Annotated in this window: 17 protein-coding genes and 1 tRNA gene; 9 read left to right on the top strand and 9 right to left on the bottom strand. The window is 33.3% G+C overall.

The features are described 5' to 3' along the window. The first annotated feature begins 11 nt into the window (after window positions 1-11). The gene (locus tag VRU49_RS01180) at window positions 12-422 is read left to right on the top strand and encodes a BrxA/BrxB family bacilliredoxin (RefSeq protein WP_330145867.1); all 411 of its coding nucleotides are present in this window, start codon (window positions 12-14) and stop codon (window positions 420-422) included. Window positions 423-454: 32 nt separating this feature from the next. Here VRU49_RS01180 and cdaA read toward each other — a convergent pair whose 3' ends face one another. Beyond that, window positions 455-1,246: a diadenylate cyclase CdaA gene (gene cdaA / locus VRU49_RS01175; protein ID WP_330144938.1), complete on the bottom strand. Its 792-nt coding sequence runs from the start codon at window positions 1,244-1,246 to the stop codon at window positions 455-457. Window positions 1,247-1,326: 80 nt separating this feature from the next. After that, window positions 1,327-2,151: a dihydropteroate synthase gene (gene folP, locus VRU49_RS01170; RefSeq protein WP_330144937.1), complete on the bottom strand. Its 825-nt coding sequence runs from the start codon at window positions 2,149-2,151 to the stop codon at window positions 1,327-1,329. Window positions 2,152-2,218: 67 nt separating this feature from the next. Here folP and VRU49_RS01165 point away from each other — a divergent pair, with 67 nt between their 5' ends. Genes VRU49_RS01165 through VRU49_RS01155 form a run of 3 tightly spaced genes read left to right on the top strand, consistent with a single transcriptional unit; the run spans window position 2,219 to window position 4,428 of the window. Further along, window positions 2,219-2,761, top strand: coding sequence for a DUF1599 domain-containing protein (locus VRU49_RS01165; protein ID WP_330144936.1), 543 nt, complete (start codon window positions 2,219-2,221; stop codon window positions 2,759-2,761). Window positions 2,762-2,763: 2 nt separating this feature from the next. Then, window positions 2,764-3,909, top strand: a complete 1,146-nt coding sequence (locus VRU49_RS01160) for a BT_3928 family protein (protein ID WP_330144935.1) — start codon at window positions 2,764-2,766, stop codon at window positions 3,907-3,909. 21 nt (window positions 3,910-3,930) lie between these two features. After that, window positions 3,931-4,428, top strand: a complete 498-nt coding sequence (locus tag VRU49_RS01155) for a shikimate kinase (RefSeq protein WP_330144934.1) — start codon at window positions 3,931-3,933, stop codon at window positions 4,426-4,428. Here the strand turns inward: VRU49_RS01155 and VRU49_RS01150 are convergent, their stop codons facing one another. From VRU49_RS01150 to VRU49_RS01140, 3 genes are read right to left on the bottom strand one after another with little or no spacing between them, the layout of a single operon-like run. Continuing rightward, window positions 4,429-6,381 (bottom strand): beta-N-acetylhexosaminidase, encoded by a 1,953-nt coding sequence (locus tag VRU49_RS01150; protein WP_330144933.1) that lies wholly within the window; start codon window positions 6,379-6,381, stop codon window positions 4,429-4,431. A 49-nt stretch (window positions 6,382-6,430) separates the two neighbouring features. Next, a complete protein-coding gene (gene dacB / locus VRU49_RS01145) occupies window positions 6,431-7,846 on the bottom strand; it encodes a D-alanyl-D-alanine carboxypeptidase/D-alanyl-D-alanine endopeptidase (RefSeq protein ID WP_330144932.1) in 1,416 nt (471 codons plus the stop codon). Between the two features lie 18 nt (window positions 7,847-7,864). Further along, window positions 7,865-8,857, bottom strand: a complete 993-nt coding sequence (locus tag VRU49_RS01140; protein ID WP_330144931.1) for an aspartate-semialdehyde dehydrogenase — start codon at window positions 8,855-8,857, stop codon at window positions 7,865-7,867. 119 nt (window positions 8,858-8,976) lie between these two features. Here VRU49_RS01140 and VRU49_RS01135 point away from each other — a divergent pair, with 119 nt between their 5' ends. Continuing rightward, window positions 8,977-11,508, top strand: a complete 2,532-nt coding sequence (locus tag VRU49_RS01135) for a lamin tail domain-containing protein (protein ID WP_330144930.1) — start codon at window positions 8,977-8,979, stop codon at window positions 11,506-11,508. Window positions 11,509-11,563: 55 nt separating this feature from the next. Here VRU49_RS01135 and VRU49_RS01130 read toward each other — a convergent pair whose 3' ends face one another. After that, window positions 11,564-11,962 (bottom strand): cupin domain-containing protein, encoded by a 399-nt coding sequence (locus tag VRU49_RS01130; protein ID WP_330144929.1) that lies wholly within the window; start codon window positions 11,960-11,962, stop codon window positions 11,564-11,566. Window positions 11,963-12,107: 145 nt separating this feature from the next. Further along, window positions 12,108-12,572 (bottom strand): DUF3427 domain-containing protein, encoded by a 465-nt coding sequence (locus tag VRU49_RS01125; protein ID WP_330144928.1) that lies wholly within the window; start codon window positions 12,570-12,572, stop codon window positions 12,108-12,110. On the opposite strand from VRU49_RS01125, the gene VRU49_RS01120 reads away from it, so the two are divergent. Then, window positions 12,473-12,823, top strand: a complete 351-nt coding sequence (locus VRU49_RS01120; protein WP_330145880.1) for a hypothetical protein — start codon at window positions 12,473-12,475, stop codon at window positions 12,821-12,823. The two genes, VRU49_RS01125 and VRU49_RS01120, sit on opposite strands and share 100 nt — an antisense overlap. 189 nt (window positions 12,824-13,012) lie before the next feature. After that, a tRNA-Val gene (locus tag VRU49_RS01115) sits at window positions 13,013-13,090 on the top strand. 77 nt (window positions 13,091-13,167) lie between these two features. Here VRU49_RS01115 and recO read toward each other — a convergent pair. Next, window positions 13,168-13,893, bottom strand: coding sequence for a DNA repair protein RecO (gene recO / locus VRU49_RS01110; RefSeq protein WP_330144927.1), 726 nt, complete (start codon window positions 13,891-13,893; stop codon window positions 13,168-13,170). Window positions 13,894-14,029: 136 nt separating this feature from the next. Between recO and VRU49_RS01105 the strand changes: the two genes are divergently transcribed. After that, window positions 14,030-16,333: an efflux RND transporter permease subunit gene (locus VRU49_RS01105; protein WP_330144926.1), complete on the top strand. Its 2,304-nt coding sequence runs from the start codon at window positions 14,030-14,032 to the stop codon at window positions 16,331-16,333. A 22-nt stretch (window positions 16,334-16,355) separates the two neighbouring features. Here the strand turns inward: VRU49_RS01105 and VRU49_RS01100 are convergent, their stop codons facing one another. Then, window positions 16,356-16,598, bottom strand: a complete 243-nt coding sequence (locus VRU49_RS01100) for an isoleucyl-tRNA synthetase (protein ID WP_330144925.1) — start codon at window positions 16,596-16,598, stop codon at window positions 16,356-16,358. 161 nt (window positions 16,599-16,759) lie between these two features. Here VRU49_RS01100 and ileS point away from each other — a divergent pair, with 161 nt between their 5' ends. Further along, complete coding sequence (gene ileS / locus VRU49_RS01095) at window positions 16,760-20,146, top strand: isoleucine--tRNA ligase (protein ID WP_330144924.1); 3,387 nt, start codon at window positions 16,760-16,762, stop codon at window positions 20,144-20,146. Window positions 20,147-20,150: the final 4 nt, after the last annotated feature.

Below are 20,150 nucleotides of genomic sequence, written 5' to 3'. Positions count from 1 at the left end.
TTAGAAATACCATGTATCCAGAATATTTAGTAGAACCTATGCGTAAGGAACTAACCAATGTTGGCTTCCAAGAATTATTAAACGCTGAAGATGTAGATAATGCGATAAAAGCAGAAGGAACAACTTTTGTAGTTGTTAACTCAGTTTGTGGTTGTGCAGCAGCTAATGCAAGACCCGCAGCAAAATTAGCAGCTCAGAATGAAAAGCATCCAGATAGATTGGTAACCGTTTTTGCTGGTATGGAGCGCGATGCGGTTGACCGTGCAAGAAGTTATATGATGCCTTTTCCACCATCGTCTCCTGCAATGGCATTATTTAAAGATGGTAAATTGGTTCATATGATAGAGCGTCATCAAATTGAAGGAAGGCCAGCTCAAATGATAGCGGATAGCCTGATTGATGCATTTAATCAACATTGTTAAATATTAAAAGCCTCGAAAATTTCGGGGCTTTTTTAATAGTCTTTATTTAATAATTTTTCTAACTGTTCTAAAGTTAGATTACTTCTCACTTGTCCTTGCTTAGCATAAGCAATTTCGCCAGTTTCTTCAGAAATAATAATCGCCACTGCATCCGTATTTTCTGAAATTCCAATTCCTGCTCTATGCCTTAATCCGAAATGAGGGGGTAATTTATCGTTATCTGTTAAAGGTAGAATACAACTTGCGCTTTTAATTTTATTTTCCGAAATCACCACCGCTCCATCGTGAAGCGGACTATTTTTCTGAAAAATACTTTCCAATAAACGTTTAGAAATTTTCGCATCGAGCACCTCACAGCTATTGGCAAATAATTGGTCGTCATAAAACTTCAGAAAAACCAATAAAGCACCAGTTTTGGTCTTCTTCATACTCTTACATGCGTCCATAATCGGCTTTATTCGCAAATAATTATCTTGGATAGCTGTATTTCTGCCAAACAGGCGATTATACCAGGCCCTGTTTTTTTGAATGTATGTGCTTTTCCCGATATGGAGTAAAAAACGCCGTATTTCTGGTTGAAAAATAACCACCAGAGAAATAATCCCAACACTAATAAATTTATTAATGATGGCCTCCATCAACCTCATATTTAAAGTGCTGACCACAAAATAACAAAGGATGATGATAAACATCCCTAAAATTAAGTTTACAGCCAATGTATTTCTTATGAGACTGTAGACATAATAAATTAATAATGCGACAAGAAGAATATCAATTACATCGATAAATGTAATTTTCAAAAAATCAAAATCTAATCCTTTCATGTAGCTACAAGGTAAGTTATTCTGGTAATTTTATCAATATTTAATAAAAACATATTTCTATTCAGTGTTTTATAAACACATTAGATTAATTTCTTGTAAAGATCTATACATTGTTTTGCTTCTAACACATCGTGAACTCTTAGAATTTTGGCATTCTTTTGAAGCGCAACCATATTGAGTGCAGTAGTGCCATTTAATGCTTCATGGGCAGAAATATTTAAAGTTTTTGTAATCATAGACTTTCTACTAAAACCTACCAAAACTGGAAGATTTAGGCAATTAAACGCTTCGAGAGAACGGAGTACTTCAAAATTTTGATCCGTTGTTTTTGCGAATCCAAACCCTGGGTCTAACATGATATCATATACACCAAGACTATTCAAATAATCAATCTTTTCATTGAAATATTGCAACATATCGGAAATAATATCTTCATAATTGGTTAATGAAGCCATGTTTTGAGGTGTTCCTCTCATATGCATCAATACGTATGGCACTTTTAATTTTGCTACTGTTTTGAGTAAATTATCATCGAGATTGCCTCCAGAAACATCATTAATAATAGAAGCGCCTTCATTAACAGTAATATTAGCCACTTCGGCTCTAAAGGTATCTACCGAAATAATAGCCTTTGGGAAAGCCGAAATTATGGCCTTTACAGCGGGAACAATGCGTTCAATTTCTTCCTTTTCTGATACTTCTAATGCCCCTGGTCGAGTAGAATATGCCCCTAAATCTATGATAGTTGCCCCTTCTTCTAACATTAAACCAGCTTGTTCTACTAACTGATTTACGTTGTTTATTCTACTGTTGCTATAAAATGAATCTGGAGTTAAATTTAAAATACCCATTACAATTGGGCTTTCAAGATTTAAGAGATTTCCTTTAATATTTATTGTATTCATAGGTGGATTTATTTATCGCTTCAAAACAAAAAATGTATCTTAGCTTGTAAATTTAATATTATTTGTTTTGGCAGTAAATACTTCAGAAGATTACGATAAAGTTATTAAAGTTTGTAAAGACCTTTTTATAAAAAAGACAAAAGATTATGGAACGGCATGGAGAATCTTAAGATCTTCGTCGATAACCGATCAAATTTTTATCAAGGCTCAGCGCATCAGAACTTTAGAAGAAAAAAAGGTAGCGAAAGTTGATGAGGGAATTGCTTCTGAATATATTGGTATAATTAATTATTGTGTTATTGCCGTCCTTCAACTTAAGCTTTCGAATGACGAAAGAACAGAATTGCCTGCAGAAGAGGTTGAATTGTTGTTTGATCAAGAGACATTAGCTACAAAAAATTTGATGTTCGCAAAGAACCACGATTATGGTGAGGCTTGGCGCGATATGAGAATTAGTTCTTTAACCGATTTAATTTTGATGAAAATATTGAGGGTAAAGCAAATTGAAGATAACGACGGTCAGACTTTAGCGAGTGAAGGAGTTATTTCTAATTACCAAGACATGTTAAATTATGCTGTATTTGCGTTAATAAAATTAGGGGTGGAATAATTATGCTTAAAGTAAGAAAACCTATTTTAACCACAATTGTGGTGATTGTTGGTTTACTTTATTTTATCTCTGGCATAATAAAACTTAATGATCCACTTGGTTTTTCGTATAAACTTCAAGAATATTTTTCTGTTTTTGGGCTATCATTTTTATCGAATATTGCCACTACATTTTCTATAATTATAGGTGTTTTAGAAGTTTCATTGGCTTTATTTTTATTATTAGGTATTTATAGGATCATCACCCTAAAAGGCTTATTGTTTAGCATATTATTTTTCACATTATTAACCTTTATCTCTGCCGCTTTTAAGTTAGTTACGGATTGCGGATGTTTTGGTGAAGTTTTAATAATTAGTCCGTGGCTCTCATTTTTTAAAGATGTAATTATCTTCATTTTAATTTGGCTGATTTATAAAAATCAAAATGAGTTGCCAAATAGCTTAATTAAAGAAAAATCGACTAAGATTGCCGCCTTTATCATTGTAAATGTGGGTTTAATATTGGGCATATTTACTTTTAATTTTTTGCCCTTTATAGATTTTTCGGCATTTAAAAAGGGAGTTAATTTAATGGAAATTGGCGGTAGCCGTGATGAATATGAAATTATTTATTTATTAAAAAACATTAAATCGGGCGAAGAAAAACAACTAAATCAAGATGACTATAATTCATCAGGAATTTGGAAAGATAAAGATTGGGAGATTTTTGGGGAACCCACTAGGAATCTTACTAAGAAAGGTAAAAAGAATTCAGTTCAGCATCTTATTATAAGAGATGAGTTTTCTACGGATTATACCCAAGAGCTGTTAGGAAATCCATATTATAATTTAATAATTGTTGCCCCAGATTTGGGGGATGTAAATATAAATGCATTAGGAAACATGAATGCTTTAACCATAAATGTTGCAGAACAATTTAATATACGTTCGATTTTATTAACGTCTAGTTTGCCTAAAGAGGCTAATGATACAGCTAAAAATTTAAAACTATTTCCGCTTATATTTTATGCTGACGGAAGTATTGTTAAGTCGATAGTGAGATCTAAACCCGGACTTGTTTTATTAAAAGACGGAATAATAATTGACAAATGGCATTTTAATAATATGCCGAAATTGGAAGAATTAACTCAAAAATATTTCAACCAATAACTTTTAATAAATGGGGCTAATATGAAAGTTTTTTTAATAGGCTTTATGGGATGTGGGAAGAGTAGAAAGGGAAAGGAATTGGCAAAAAAATTAGATTGGTTGTTTGTTGATATTGATAAGGAGATAGAAAAAAAGACTGGAATTAGTATTAATGAATATTTTGCGAAATATGGAGAGGATAAATTCAGGGAATTAGAAAGTAATATACTTAAGCATTACCCTTATCCGCCAAATGCGGTAATAGCAGTAGGCGGTGGATTGCCCTGTTTTTATGATCATATAGATTGGATGAATAGTCAAGGAATAACTATTTATCTTGAAATGGATCCTGCAGCTTTAGTTTCGCGCTTAAAGAACCGAGAAAAGCGTCCATTAATTAAAGACATGGACGATGAAACCTTGTTGAACTTTATAAAGGAGAAGCTCAAAGAGCGTTCTCCTTATTATAATAAAGCTAAAATTAGAGTAAGTGGATTAAATTTAGATATTGCCAATTTAATTAAAACCATTTACGCTTAATTATCTATTTGGTGCCCTTTTTTGTAGTTCTGAAATGGGCATATTTAACATTCTACCGATAGGATCTTTTCCTCTATAAGTAATAACTTTTAAAACGGTTGCATCAACCGGAGGAACCAATGGTTCTGTATATTTAGGGTAAAACCTATCAGGGAAAGAATTGTCGAAGCTATAATAAATATCTAGCCCTTCAATTTCTGTAGATAACTTTACTGATAATTGTTTGTCTGCTGTTCTTTTTACTTCAAATATTGGATCATAAACACTAGGTGCATACTTAGTTTCATTTAAGTCTAGTCGTTTAAAATGTTCTTCGGTTTTTGCAAAGAAGTGTTTCCAGTCTTTATTTTCTTTAGGTGTCCATAACGATTCGGAGATAGCGAATGCTCTTGGCCAAAGCATATATTGAACCTGACGCATATTATAAACTTGTTCCGTCCATAAATTTCCTTGACCACCTTTAATATACTTTGGATCTACACCTGGAGGAATTGGGTCGAACTCATAACTTTTGCTGAGACGTAAAGAAGCATAAACCCTAGGTTCTGTAATTGGATCTGCTTGCATATAATCTAAATAAGCATAAGCGGTGGGCGACAGAACCACTTCATGTTTGTTTTTTGTTGCTTCAATTGCAAAATTTAAAGTTCTCCAATTCATAATAGCAGTACTTGATGAAATATTTCCTTCTAAAATTTCATCCCAGCCCATATATTTTTTTCCTTTAGACTCTACAATTTTTTCAACTCTTCTAGTAAAATAACCTTGAACATCGGGCATAGTTTTTAAGCCTTCTTTTGCCATCAGGGCTTTTATTTGAGGGTTGTTTTGCCAGAAATTATGAGGAGCTTCATCACCACCCATGTGAATATATTCGAATGGGAATAAAGCTGCAATTTGAGTAATTACCGTATCTAGAAATTCATAAACCTTTTCGTTGGCCGGACAAAGCGTATTATCTACCAAAGCAGTAGGAGGGGCACCTCTACTCCAATCCATAATTCTTTCTCCACTTCTCACCTTATAATTTACCGCTTCTGGTGTACAAGATAATTCTGGATAAGCAGCAATTGCGGCTAGACTATGGCCTGGAACATCTACCTCTGGCATTACATTTACGAAACGATCTGCTGCGTATTTTACAATTTCTTTGATGTCTTCCTGGGTATAAAATCCGCCATAATTACGAGGCTCATTTGGTCCAGGGGGAATCATCGCTCCAAATTCTCCTTCTTTTTTAACGCGCCAAGCACCTACTTCCGTTAAACGCGGCAATCCTTTTATTTCAACTCTCCAACCTTCGTCGTCCGTTAAATGAAAATGCAGAATATTATATTTATAGCGAACCATATCGTCTATAAACCTCATCACCTCTTCTTTAGTAAACCAATGACGTGCTACATCGAACATCAAACCTCTCCATTCAACTTTCGGATAATCTGTAATCTCGACCGCTGGAATACTCCAATTTTTTAAATTACTCAATGATTTACTTTCAATTTCTTTTGGAAAAAGTTGAATTAGCGTTTGGATACCGTAAAACAGACCAGCTGGCACATTGGCTTTAATTATAATTTGATTTTTATGAACCGACAGCTGGTATCCTTCCTTCCCTATTTCTGGGTTATATTGAGTGTTTAACAACAACCTAATATCGGCATGAGTAGCTGTTTTTCTTTCTATATGAGCATAATAACCTGTTGGAATAGTTAATCGTTCCTTCAAGAAAACAATTGCGGTGTTTAACTCTGGATTAGCTGGAACTTCAATGGTGAAATTATTGGTTAATGTGAACTTTCCTTCTAATCTTTTTAAAAGAACAGGCTCAGGAATAATTGCAATTTCTGATGTTGGGTAAAAAGAATTGGTTTCTGTATCTTGTTGCGCATTTGGTTGTGCAAATCCACTAAAACCGATTAAACTTAAAATTAGTATTGAAAATATTTTCTTCATGTATTGTGTAATCTTCTAAAAAAACTTGTTAAGTATTTTTGGTGTTATTTTATTTTAAGGCATTTAATGCTTGGAAAATTTTTCTCGAAATACCACTTCCATTATAATTATTAACGTTAATGACTACAACAAATTTTTTGCCTTGAGCATCTGTATGGTAACCTGCATAACCTTGAACATCACTAATATTTCCGCTTTTTAATTTCATCCCGTTGTTGGTAGGAAAACCTTTAATAAAATCTGAATACCAACTTTCTTTTTGTACTTCGAATAAAATTTTGGCCATCGCTAATGTTGTAACGCGATTTGCTGGTGCGAGTCCGCTTCCATCAATAATATTCAAAGCATTTTCATCATAACCTTTATTCTTCCAAAATTTTATGAGCTCAGTTGCCCCATTTTTGGTGTTCGCAACTTTTCCTTTTTCAGCAGCAATAGTTTTAATAAATGCTTCACCATAGAGGTTGATGCTTTTATTTAAATACCAATACGCCAAATCTGAAAGCTTTGGTGACGAATGCGTGGTGATGAGATTTAAAGTTGATGGTAATTTTTTTCCTTCTTGCATTAATAGGCGGGTAGTAGTTGGCGCCTCGCTAACTGTAATATTTAATTTAGAAAGCGTATCTTGAAGTCTAAATGCCGCTTCAAATGCAGGGTCTGGAATACTTGCTGAAATAGCTGATTTAGTTATCCCAATTCCCCAAGTTCCTCTCATATATCCTTCGTTAGTATAAGGTGCTAAATAAACATAAGCATTATCGCCAGTTCCAGCAGCGCCAGTTGTTAATTCATTGTGAATTTTTAAATATGAATTTTCGGGAACTGTTTTTAAAACCTTTACAGGATCTCCAGATTTACTTCCAGGTAACAACTTAATGTCGAATTGATTTTCTCTCCAATTTAATCCAGTTGCAGATGCGCCATAGTAATTTCCAATATCCGACCATATCCATCCTTCGGGTGTTGATTGAGTGGGCCATTTGCTGGCATCTCCAATAATTCTTCCTTTAATAGATTTAATTCCTGCAGCGTTAATTGCACTTATAAAATTTTTAAGTACGACAGACTCCTTAGTTTGTTCGTATCTCCATGAACCTAAACTCGGATCGCCGCTTCCTTGGATATAAATATCGCCATTAAGCGTACCATCTGCTGAAATACTACCTGAATAACTTAAAGTTGTTTTATAAGTATAATCTTTTCCTAAAATGTGATAAGCAGTTGCGGCTACAATAGTCTTTAAAGTTGAAGCAGTTGCTAGGCCAATATTTTCGTTTTTGGCATAAACAATTTCGCCTGTTTCTGCATTTAAAACACAAAACGAAGCGAGGGCATATTTTACTTGCGGGTCGTTTAATAATTGATTAAACGAACTTTCCAACTTTTCTTTTTTCGTTTGTGCGAATATAGAAACGGTTGAACAGAAAAAAATGACCAAGAAAGCTGCAATATTTAATCTCATATTTAATAGTTTTTAAAACTAGACTATATTATTTTTTAATAAATATTCTGCAATTTGAACAGCATTGGTAGCTGCGCCTTTGCGTAAATTATCGGCTACGATCCACATATTTAAAGTATTGGGTTGCGATTCATCCCTACGTAATCTACCTACAAACACTTCATCTTTTCCATGCGCATCTTTTGGCATTGGATATTTTAAGTTTTCAATATCATCTACAACCTCCACGCCTGGCATTTCCTCCAGTAAACGTTTAACTTCATTTAGGTCAAAATCATTCTCAAATTCTACGTTTACGGATTCTGAGTGACCGCCAATAACCGGAATTCTTACTGTAGTTGCTGTAACCTTAACATTAGAATCACCCAAGATTTTTACCGTCTCATTCACCATCTTCATTTCTTCCTTCGTATAGCCATTATCAGTAAAAACATCAATTTGTGGAATCACATTTAAATCGATTGGATATGCATAAGCCATTGGACCATCTACAATACCTTTACGTTCGTTCATCATTTGATCTACTGCTTTTACGCCAGTACCTGTTACCGATTGATAAGTTGAAACTACCACTCGTTTGATTTTATATTTATCGTGAAGTGGTTTTAAAGCCAATACCATTTGAATGGTAGAGCAATTAGGGTTGGCAATAATTTTATCATCCCTTGTTATAGAGCTTCCATTAACCTCGGGAACCACTAATTTTTTTGTTGGGTCCATTCTCCAAGCAGAAGAATTATCGATAACAATAGTTCCGTTTTCAGCAAAACGAGGCGCATTAATTAAAGAAGTACTTCCTCCGGCAGAAAATAATGCAATTTCAGGGCGCATTGCGATAGCTTGATCCATGCTCACCACCTTGTACTTTTTCCCCTTATACATTATCTCCTTACCAATACTCTTTTCAGAAGCAACTGGAATAAGTTCTGTGAATGGGAAATTTCTAGCTTCAAGCACTTTCAACATCTCTGAGCCAACTAAACCAGTGGCTCCTACTAACGCAATTTTCATTTATTATTTTCTTTTTAGTTAAATTTATTTCTTATATTTGTTGTGTAATTTTTTCAAGCATCCCTGATTGTCTGCCTAATACATCAAATATGCGAATAATTACGTGTTTTTTAATCTTAATGCTATGTAAAATTACATCAGCGCAAATAGTAGAGGACTTTACCTTTGATATAAAGGAGAATTGGAATGGAAGTAATGGAGGCTTAGATTTTAAAATCGAAAACGGGAAATTACAATCCAACTCTACACTTCCAAACAGTAATTTTTATATATCCAGACCTAATAAAATAGCAACCCATGCGGTGTGGGAATTTTGGGTAAACTTAAAATTTAACACTTCCAATTCTAATTACGTAGATGTTTATTTGATTTCTAATCGGGAGGATTTAAAAAGCTCGAATATTCAGGGATATTTTGTGAGAATTGGGGGTACCGACGATGAAGTTTCATTATATAAACGAAACACCACATTGAGTACATCCATTAAAATTATCGATGGACAAAACGGATTAACCAATAGCACCAATTCTACCTTAAAAATACAGGTAATTAGAAATGAAGAAGGGGATTTTGAATTGTTTGTAGATAAAACAGGAACGGGCAAAAACTATGTACTCCAGGGCATAGCGAGTGATAAAACCTATATCCAAACTGCCTTTTTTGGGATTTACATTCAGCAATCTACAGCCAGCTTCCACCTCAAGCATTTTTTTGATGACATTTCTATAAAGGAAATAGAAATTGATAAAGAAGCGCCTAATATTTTGGAATTTAAATCAATAGATAGCCTAACATTAGAAGTAGTCTTTACGGAACCTATAAATTTTAAATCATCTACCACAATAGAAATTATAAACCTGCTCCAAACTTTTACTGTAGTTCAAAAAAATCCAACAACCTATCAATTAAAATTTCTAATTCCGCCCGCCACAGGAAATTATCGTTTAAAAATTAAAAACCTTGATGACATGGCGGGCAATACTTCTGAAGAACTAACATCTTTATCTGTATTTCATATTAGGCCCTATGTTCCAAAATCAAATGAACTATCCTTAAATGAAGTGATGGTAGATCCAACACCCGTATTAAATCAGCCTAACGCTGAATATATTGAGATATGGAATAGATCTAATCATTATTTAATCATGGATCAGTTAAAAATTATACTACCCAACGGTACCTTAACTTTTAAAAACGACACCATTCCTCCAAAAAATTATATAGTAATTATCTCATTAAACACCAAAAACCTATTTAATTCTTATGCAAGCATAGTAATTAGTCCGAATACTTGGTTGGCCCTTCGTAATGAATCTGGTTTCGTAAAACTCATAGACACAGGGGGCAGAATTTTAGACGAAATGGAATATGATTTAAATACCTATAAAGATTCGAAAATGAAGGATGGAGGCTATTCCTTGGAATTATTGGATCCAGATAATATATGCCGTGGTAATTTAAATTGGGCAGGAAGTAAGGGCAGTCCGGGAAAAGAGAATATAATTTACCAGCAGCAATTGAGAGAAGAGAGGCCCAACATAATAGAAGTTAATTTACAAACATCTTCTACCATTCAGCTTAAATTTTCAATTCCATTAGATACTATTATGTTGAAAAACCCATCACATTACCAGATAAATAATGGCGCTAAAGTACGTTCTGTATCGGTGAAAGCCGATTTAAAAACGGTAGAATTAACGCTTACAGAGCCATTAAGGGCAGGAATTGTTCATCAATTAAAAGTTGAGCACATAAAAAACTGCGGTGGATCAATTATTTTGGAAAACAGTTTTGATGTATTGCATACAAAAAAAATTGAAGCCAATGATTTATTAATCAATGAAATATTGTTTAATCCTAAGCCTGGAGGTGTAGATTATCTTGAAATTTATAATGCAAGTGGAACCCTATTAAACCTCTCCGGATTAATAATCGCAAATGGAGATAAAAATGGTCATCCTATGGTGAAAAGAGTAATTGATAAAAATCCATTTTATTTAGAGCCTGAAGCTTACTTGTTGCTAACCTCTGAAAAAGATAAAGTGAGCAATTATTTCAAGGTTAAAACCTTCATAAATTTTTATGAATTTAATCTGCCCGCTTTTGCCTTAGAACAGGGGAGAGTATTTATCATGAATAATGATGAAATAATTGATCAATTACAATACCATCAAGATATGCATTTTGGATTAATGGCAGACCCGAAAGGGGTAGCTTTAGAGCGCGTATCATTTTTAAGAAGCACAAACGAACCTTCAAATTTTTTATCGGCCAGTTCTGACGCAGGCTATGGAACACCGGGTTATATAAATTCTGTTTCGAAAGATGTTGAAAAAGACATTATGCAGTTAAAAAAGGAGGTTTACAACATCAAAACACTTGAAAGCGTTCCTGTAAGAATAGGATATCAATTAAAAGAGAATGGTTGGTTAGCCACATTAAGTATTTTAAATACGAACGGACTAGTAATTTATAAACCTATAAACAATCAGCTTTTAGGAAAAGAGGGAGAAATATTTTGGCATGGCGAAAGCTTTAATAATTTTAAATTGCGACAAGGTATTTACCTATTGCAAATGGATTTATTTAATTTGAAAGGTCAAAAAATGAAAATCAAAAAAACCTTTGTCCTTTATGGAGGGGATAAATAATTAGGTGAAATTGCCAAAATATCCTTGATATAAAGAAAATTAGTTTTATTAAACTTTACTTATTTGACATGGCTAGGGTAAGCAAGAAGAAACTTTCCTTTACAGCCTTTACACTATGAAAAATATTTTCGTGAAGCGCTACCATCTGACCTTTTTTTAAAAAAGAAGCATGCTCATCCACCGTAAAAACCACCTCTCCCTCTATTACCTGGACACTAATTACACCATTAGCCTTATGCGATTTAAGTTCAGCATTTTCATGCAAACCAAGCAAGACAATTCTCATGGTGTCTGACTTAAAAATAGTAACCGAATTTCTGTCGCCCTCCTTCCAAGTAGGTTCATTTTTTAACTGATTAATAAAAGCGTTTAAATCCATTTCCACAAGTGGGGCATTTAAAATTCTTTCGCCTTCTGGTCGCTGCGGTGTAGCGTCATTTGATTTATTTTCCATGATATTATCTTTAGTTTATTAAGTTAACTTAAATATCCTAAAAATAGTTTTTGAAATAGGATAATTGAATAGAAAATTAAACATGAAGGAAGGCACGGTTTTGTTTTTTAATAGGAGAGGATAGAAAATAAAAAAAATCAGATAATTAGCCAACCCTTAATTTTGCCGCATCTTTCCATAAATAATGTGGCAGAGGCTCATTTAATTCCCATTCAATACTCATAGGTTTTGTTCCATAATGATTTTTTAATAAACCTTCACCAACAAATACATAACCCATGGTATTTTCAAATTCATCTTTATTCTTCTCACGAATAAACAATAGAATTTTCTTTTCATCCCTATTATGTTTAATGTAAGAAAGACCTTTAGGAGTTTCAGGTCCTGCGGAATTTTGACTTTGCCAATGGAATAAAGTTTCATTTATCGCATAGTCGTCATACATTGTGGTAGGTGAAAAATTTTCTTCTGACTTTATTAGATTAATAAAAAGAAGCTCGGTTTTTAATTTTGGTATTTCTGCTACGCCTTCGCGACTTGGAGATTTTCGTTCGAAAGTACTTAATTGAATCCATAGCTTGGTTAGGTAAAGGATTAAGTGAGGGTGCATCTAAATCGTCGAATGGAATTCCAATTATGCAGAGCAAATATCAATTTGAAGATTATATTTTGGCTGATTACCATTTAACTAAGAATGGCTTATTTAAATTAGATAAGAATTTTAATGAAGAAATAATTCAAAATTCTGAAATAGAAAAAGAGATGAAAAAGCGATTTGAGTTTTTTGATAAAAAGAATAAGAAATTTGCAGTTCAACATAAATTGTTTCCTGATTCTATTTACAATCAATTTTTTAAATAAGGGAAAATGATAGAATATTATATTAAGGCGGCTTATAAGCTGTAGTTTTAAAGCTAGTTGAAATATAAAATTTAAAGTATTTGAATTTTTTTGTGTTGTTAATCAGACTAGTTAAGGTTTTTTTGAAAAAAAACTTTTGAATTAAATAATATCGAACTATATTTGCATTCCCAAACGGGAAGAACAAGAGGGAGATTAGCTCAGCTGGTTCAGAGCACCTGCCTTACAAGCAGGGGGTCACTGGTTCGAACCCAGTATCTCCCACCATTTAAAAGCCTTCAGATTTTATCTGAAGGCTTTTTTATTTTAATTAAATTTTTGATTTACCAAAGAGGTGGGGCATCCTAAATCAATATCTCTTCTAAAATGGAATGGGATTGAATATCGCCAAATGATGCAGTGTGTAGCTTATAATAAATCAAAATCTTTTCCAAAAGTGCTCGCCTTTGTAAGTTCGTAATTTTAATTTTTGTCAAATTTTCGAAACCTGTTTCATAGAGTGCCGAAAACATATCTGCCTCATCTCTTTTTAAGAAATACTGATGTCCAGGATTAAGGGTTTTAAATTCGCCTTCTTGTAAATCAAAAAATGCTTGATCTGGACGGCAATTGGTATTGGGTGCAAAGCCCAAATATCGCGTTAACTTTAAAAGTAATGCTAAATGGAAGTTGTTATTTATCTTTTCATCTTCATCCAACCATAAAATTGCATTTTGTAGAAATTCAAAGAGTTGTTCTTCAGAAGTTTGTTGTCTAATGCTTTTATACAAAACTTCATTTATAAATATCGCCATAGTACTTTTTATAATATCGTATGGGATTGAAGAAAATGCAGGCCCTGGACGGGCTTCAGTAAGTTTTTGAAGTGCTGAATTGGGTTTGAACGGCGCAACCATCTCTAAAAGATGCAAGGGTTGCAGCATATTCATTTTAATTTTTGATTTTGGTTTTTTTACACCCTGTATTAAGTAGGATTGTAATCCAAATTTATCGGTAAATATTTGAGCCACTACACTGCTTTCGCTATATGCGGTGGTTTTTAAAACAATACCTCTAATTTTGTGTAACACTAGTTTAAACGTAATTTTTAGGAACGTAAAAATAAGGTTTATAAAGTTATGACAATTTAAAAACCTTTTAATTCGATTAAAATTAAGTCAAAAAGGTCAAAATTCTGTTAATTTGCCAAAAATTTGAAATTCTGATATGTGGGAACGCTTTGCTAAGTTAATTCTAAAGAACCGGGTAGTAATCTTATTGATGTTTTTAATGATCACTCTTTTCATGGGATGGAAGAGTACAGGTTTAAAATTATCATATGCAGGAAGTAAGATTCTTCCGGTAACGGATTCAGCTTTTAAAGCGTATAACGCGTTTAAAGAGAAGTTTGGTGAAGACGGTAGTATTATGGTGCTGGGAGTGGAGTCGCCAGACATTTTTAAGAAAGATTTGTATAATCAATGGTCCACTTTGACCAACGCTATTAAAAAAGTAGATGGCGTTACCAATGTTTTATCTACTGGTAATTTAATTTCTCTAACAAAAGACACGGTTAATCAAAAATTTGGTGTTAAGTTTTTGCCAACTAAGCGGATAAATACGGCCACAGAAATGGATTCTTTGTCGAGTGAAATTCGCGGATTAACTTTTTATAATGGCTTATTGTTTAATGAACGTACCCATGCCACTTTAATGGCAATCTCATTTGATAAAAAACTTTTAAATACGGTACATAGAAACAAAATTATAGAGGATATTCAGGCACAGTCCGATTTATTTACACAAAAAACAGGTTTAGAAGTTCATGTTTCTGGGCTGCCCTATATTAGAACGGCTACAAGTAAATTGGTTTCTAATGAATTTGTGTTGTTTTTAGGTCTATCTATTTTAGTTTCGGCAATTATTCTGTTGGTTTTCTTTAGAAATATTTTTGCAGTTCTTTTTCCAGTATTGGTGGTGGTTATGGGCGTTGTGTGGAGCTTGGGTTGCTTGGTGTTGTTTGGATATGAAATCACCACTTTAACGGGTTTAATACCGCCACTAATTGTGATTATAGGAATCCCAAATAGCATTTTAATTTTAAATAAATATAAGGCCGAATTATTAAAGGGAAAAGCTAAAATTGAAGCGATTGAAATGGCTACAGCTCGGGTTTCTATAACTACATTAATAGCAAATGTTACTGCTGCAATTGGATTTGGTGTTTTATGTTTTACCGGTAGTAATTTATTAGTCGAATTTGGTGCGGTTGCTGCATTAAATGTGATGTTTACTTGGATAATTTGTCTGTGTTTAATTCCAATTATCTTCAGCTGGTTGCCAAAATTAAAAGTTAAAAAAGAAGTGCATAAGGCATCTGCGTTAGATAAAATTCTTTATAAAGTTGATTATTTAGTAGCAAATAATAGAAAGCTTATTTATGCCACTACAATAGTTTTAGTTTTGATTTCTATTGTCGGGGTTATGAAAATTAGGGTGAATGGTTATGTGGTTGACGATTTGCCAAGTGAAAGTTCTATTCAAAGAGATATTAAGTTTTTTGAAAAGAATTTTGAAGGAATTTTACCTTTAGAGATTAGTGTAGATACTAGGAAGAACAATGGGGTGTTAAACTTGTCTACACTTAAGCGAATTGAGAAGGTGGAAGATATGATTGCAGCTTATCCTGAATTCTCAAAATCGATTTCTATAAATTCTGGGGTTAAATATGCAACACAAACCTTTTTTAATGGGGATCCAGAGTTTTATAGGTTGCCGTCAGAATTTGAGAAGAATTTTATTTTGCAATATGTGTCCAATAGCGGTAAAGGAGATGGGAATATGCTTAATAATTTTGTTTCTTCTGATAAAAGAATTGCTAGAATTAGTTTTCAAATGGCGGATGTAGGATCGGAGCGTTTGGGGCCATTATTGGATGAAATTAAGTTAAGAACAGATTCTATTTTAAATCCAAAAAGGTACGATGTAAGTTTTACTGGGTCAAGTATAATTTTTTCGAGAGGAACGGATTATATGTTGGAGCATTTAATAGAAAGCATCTGCTTGGCAATTGTGCTGATTTCGATTATCAGGTTTTTCCAATTTAAAAGTATTGGAATTATGCTAATTTCATTGTTGCCTAATGTTGTTCCACTTATAATTACAGCTGGAATAATGGGGTATTTTGGTGTCGATTTAAAGCCATCTACCATATTGATCTTCACCATTGCTTTTGGCTTGGCATCTGATCAGACTATTTATTTTTTAACCCATTATCAACAGGAATTAAAATATGGTAAGCACGATTTCAAGGTAGCTTTATCTAATACAATTAAAGAATCGGGTGTTAGTATGACGCATATAGCTTTTATATTGTTCTTCGGTTTTGGAATATTTACCGCTTCAACATTTGGTGGTACGGTTGTTTTAGGAATGTTATTATCTATTACGCTGTTAGTAGCGTTAGTGTTTAATCTAACCTTATTACCAGCCTTGGTAAGATGGTTAGCTATGAGAAAAGTAAAATCGTAAGCTAGAGCAATGGGAGGGTGATTTATAAATCCTCCTTTTTTATTTTCTCTTGGTCGAGTTGTACGATGCCATCCTTGTCTTTTTTAGCAATTATAATTGGGTAAAGCAGCATAATGCTTCCGGCAATAAAAAGTACACCTGCTGTTCCTAATGCAAATTGTGTGTTATTTGTATCGTTTAAGGTTATTAAATAGTGAATTATAAGTGAAATTAAACCTAAAACGATAACCCAAATTCCGCGTTGTATTTTCAGTTTTTTGATCATAAAGCTGTTGTATTTATGTATTTACAACATTTTTAAGCATTAAAAGTTTTATTTACTAGATTTCAAATTTTCGGATTAACTATTAAGAAGTTAGTATTTAACTGTTTTTATCATTCCAAAATTGTAACTTTGCAACCTTAATTTTCGAAGTTACTACCTTGATGTATAGGGAATTTAAACAATTAGAATTAGCCAAGATTGGCGAAGAGATATTAGAGTTCTGGAAAAAAGAATCTGTTTTTGATAAAAGCATTTCAAGTAGGCCAGAGAATAATCCATTCACATTTTATGAAGGGCCACCTTCTGCAAATGGTATGCCTGGTATTCACCATGTTATGGCTCGTGCTATAAAAGATATTTTTTGTAGATATAAAACTCTAAAAGGTTATAGAGTAGAGCGAAAAGGTGGTTGGGATACGCATGGATTGCCTATTGAGTTGGCAGTTGAAAAAAAATTAGGGATTACCAAGGAAGATATAGGGGTTAAGATTTCTGTGGATGAGTACAACGCTGCTTGTAAAAAAGAAGTTATGCGTTATACCGATGTTTGGAACGACTTAACCGAAAAGATGGGGTATTGGGTGGATTTAGAAAACCCATACATCACTTATGAAAACGAGTATATTGAAACTTTATGGTGGATTCTAAAAGAACTTTATAAGAAAGACTTTTTATATAAAGGATATACAGTTCAACCCTATTCTCCTGCTGCTGGAACAGGTTTAAGTTCGCATGAGCTTAATCAGCCTGGTACGTATAAAATGTTAAAGGATACTTCTATTACAGCAATTTTTAAGATTAAAAGAGATCAAGATCATGCTGTAATTGGTAGATTATTCGATTCAGAAGCGGAAGATACTGGGTTTATAGCGTGGACAACCACACCTTGGACTTTGCCATCAAACGGGGCATTAGCTGTTGGTGCGAAGATTGAATATGTTAAGGTTAAAACGTATAATCCATATACATTTTTACCTGTAAGCGTAATATTGGCTAAAGATTTAGTATCTAAGTTTTTTAAATCTGAAGCAGAAAATTTAACGGATTATAAGGCTGGTGATAAATTAATTCCTTGGCAAATTGTTGATTCTTTTAAAGGGGCCGATTTGGTTGATGTAAAATATCACCAGTTAATGCCTTACGTTAACAATGAGCAATTAGATCAATTGGCTTTCAGAGTAATTCCGGCTGATTATGTTACTACCGAAGATGGTACCGGTATCGTTCATATTGCATCGGTATTTGGTGCAGACGATTTTAGGGTTGCTAAAGAAAACGGTGTTCCTGCGGTTATGATAACTGACGAATTGGGGAATGAATTGCCGTTGGTAGATAAGCAAGGTAAATTTGTGAAAGAGGTGGTAGATTTTGCAGGAAAGTTTGTAAAAGAGGAATATTATTCTGAAGAAGAACGAGCAAAGCCAGATTTTAAGCCTACAGATGTATTAATTGCGATAAAATTAAAAGAGGAAAATAAGGCTTTTGATGTAAAAAAATACGAACACAGTTATCCGCATTGTTGGAGAACAGATAAGCCAATTTTATATTATCCTTTGGATAGTTGGTTTATTAAAACAACTGCAGTGAAGGATAAAATGGTTGAATTAAATAAAACCATTAACTGGAAACCTGAAGCTACAGGAACGGGTAGATTTGGAAACTGGCTTGAGAATTTGGTAGATTGGAATTTATCTAGATCAAGATATTGGGGAACACCATTGCCAATTTGGAGAACTCAAGATGGTACTGAAGAAAAATGTATTGGTTCTGTTGAAGAATTAAACAAAGAAATAGCAAAATCAATTGAAGCTGGTTTTATGCAGACTGGATTTGAATTAAAAGATATGCACCGCCCTTATGTGGATGACGTGATTTTAGTTTCGGATTCAGGACAAAAGATGGTTCGTGAAACAGATTTAATAGATGTTTGGTTCGATAGTGGGGCCATGCCATACGCACAATGGCATTTTCCATTTGAAAATAAGGAGAAATTTGAAAATGCTTATCCTGCTGATTTTATCGCAGAAGGGGTAGATCAAACTAGAGGGTGGTTTTTTACATTACATGCCATTGCAGTAATGTTAAGCGAAACTTCTGATGATATTAAAGCCGTTAATGCTTTAGTGAAAAATGAAGGGGTAGCTTATAGAAATGTGGTTTCTAATGGATTAGTTTTAGATAAGCATGGCAATAAGATGTCTAAACGCTTAGGAAATGCAGTTGATCCATTTGAAACAATTGATAAATATAGTGCAGATGCCACCAGATGGTATTTAATAAGTAATGCTTCACCGTGGGATAATTTAAAATTCAACGTAGAAGGTTTGGATGAAGTTCGTAGAAAGTTTTTTGGAACTTTATTTAATACTTATTCATTTTTTGCATTATATGCTAATATCGACAAGTTTGAGTTCAATAAGGATTCTATTACGCCATATGCTGAACGTAGTGAATTGGATAGATGGATACTTTCATTATTGCAGAAATTAAAAGCTGAAGTTGATGAAAATTATAATACTTATGAGCCAACTAAAGCAGCGCGTGCAATCCAAACATTTGTAGATGAGCATTTGAGTAATTGGTATATTAGATTAAGTAGACGTCGTTTCTGGAAAGGAGAGATGACAGATGATAAACAAGCCGCTTATGAAACATTATATACTTGTTTGTTATCAATAGCACAGATGATGTCGCCAATTGCACCTTTCTTCTCAGATTGGTTATATAAGAATTTAAGTGTTAACGATAAAGACCGTGCGGTATCTATTCATTTAACTCATTGGGAAAATGCAGATTTAAGTGTTTTAGATGCAGATTTAATTTCAAGAATGAAATTGGCTCAAGATATATCGAGCTTAGTACTATCATTAAGAAAGAAAAAAGGAATAAATGTTCGTCAGCCTTTGGCTAAAATACTTATTCCTGTTTTAGATTCTGAATTTCAAAGTCAAGTTGAGTTAGTTAAAGAATTAATCCTTTCAGAAACAAATGTTAAGGAAATTGAATTTATAACTGATACTACTGGCTTGATAAAGAAAAAAATTAAACCTAATTTTAAAGCTTTAGGTGCAAAGGTTGGAAAGGATATGAAATTAGTAGCTGCTGCAATTCAGGAAATGAATCAGGATGAGCTATCTAATTTTGAGAAAAATGGAACTTGTCAATTGAATAATTTGCCATATATAATTTCATTAGAAGATGTTGAAATTATAGCAGAAGATATACCTGGATGGCAAGTTACTAATTCGGGTAGATTAACTGTAGCTTTAGATATTACCATAACCAACGAATTAAAGGAGGAAGGTATTTCAAGAGAATTAGTTAATAGAATTCAGAATTTACGTAAGGAGTTAAATTTTGAAGTAACCGATAGGATTAAAGTTGTACTAGAAGATCATGAATATATTAGATCTGCGGTAAATAATAATAGCGCATATATTTGCAATGAAACACTTGCAGATGCCTTTGATTTACAATCAGATACAGAAAATATAAACAAAATCAATATTGATGATGTTGAGTTAAACATTTCGATAAATAAAATTTAAGAAT

Source organism: Pedobacter flavus (assembly GCF_036324285.1).
Lineage (GTDB): Bacteria > Bacteroidota > Bacteroidia > Sphingobacteriales > Sphingobacteriaceae > Pedobacter > Pedobacter flavus.
The sequence above is the reverse complement of the archived record's forward strand: the minus strand, read 5'-3'. Positions and strand labels throughout refer to the sequence as shown.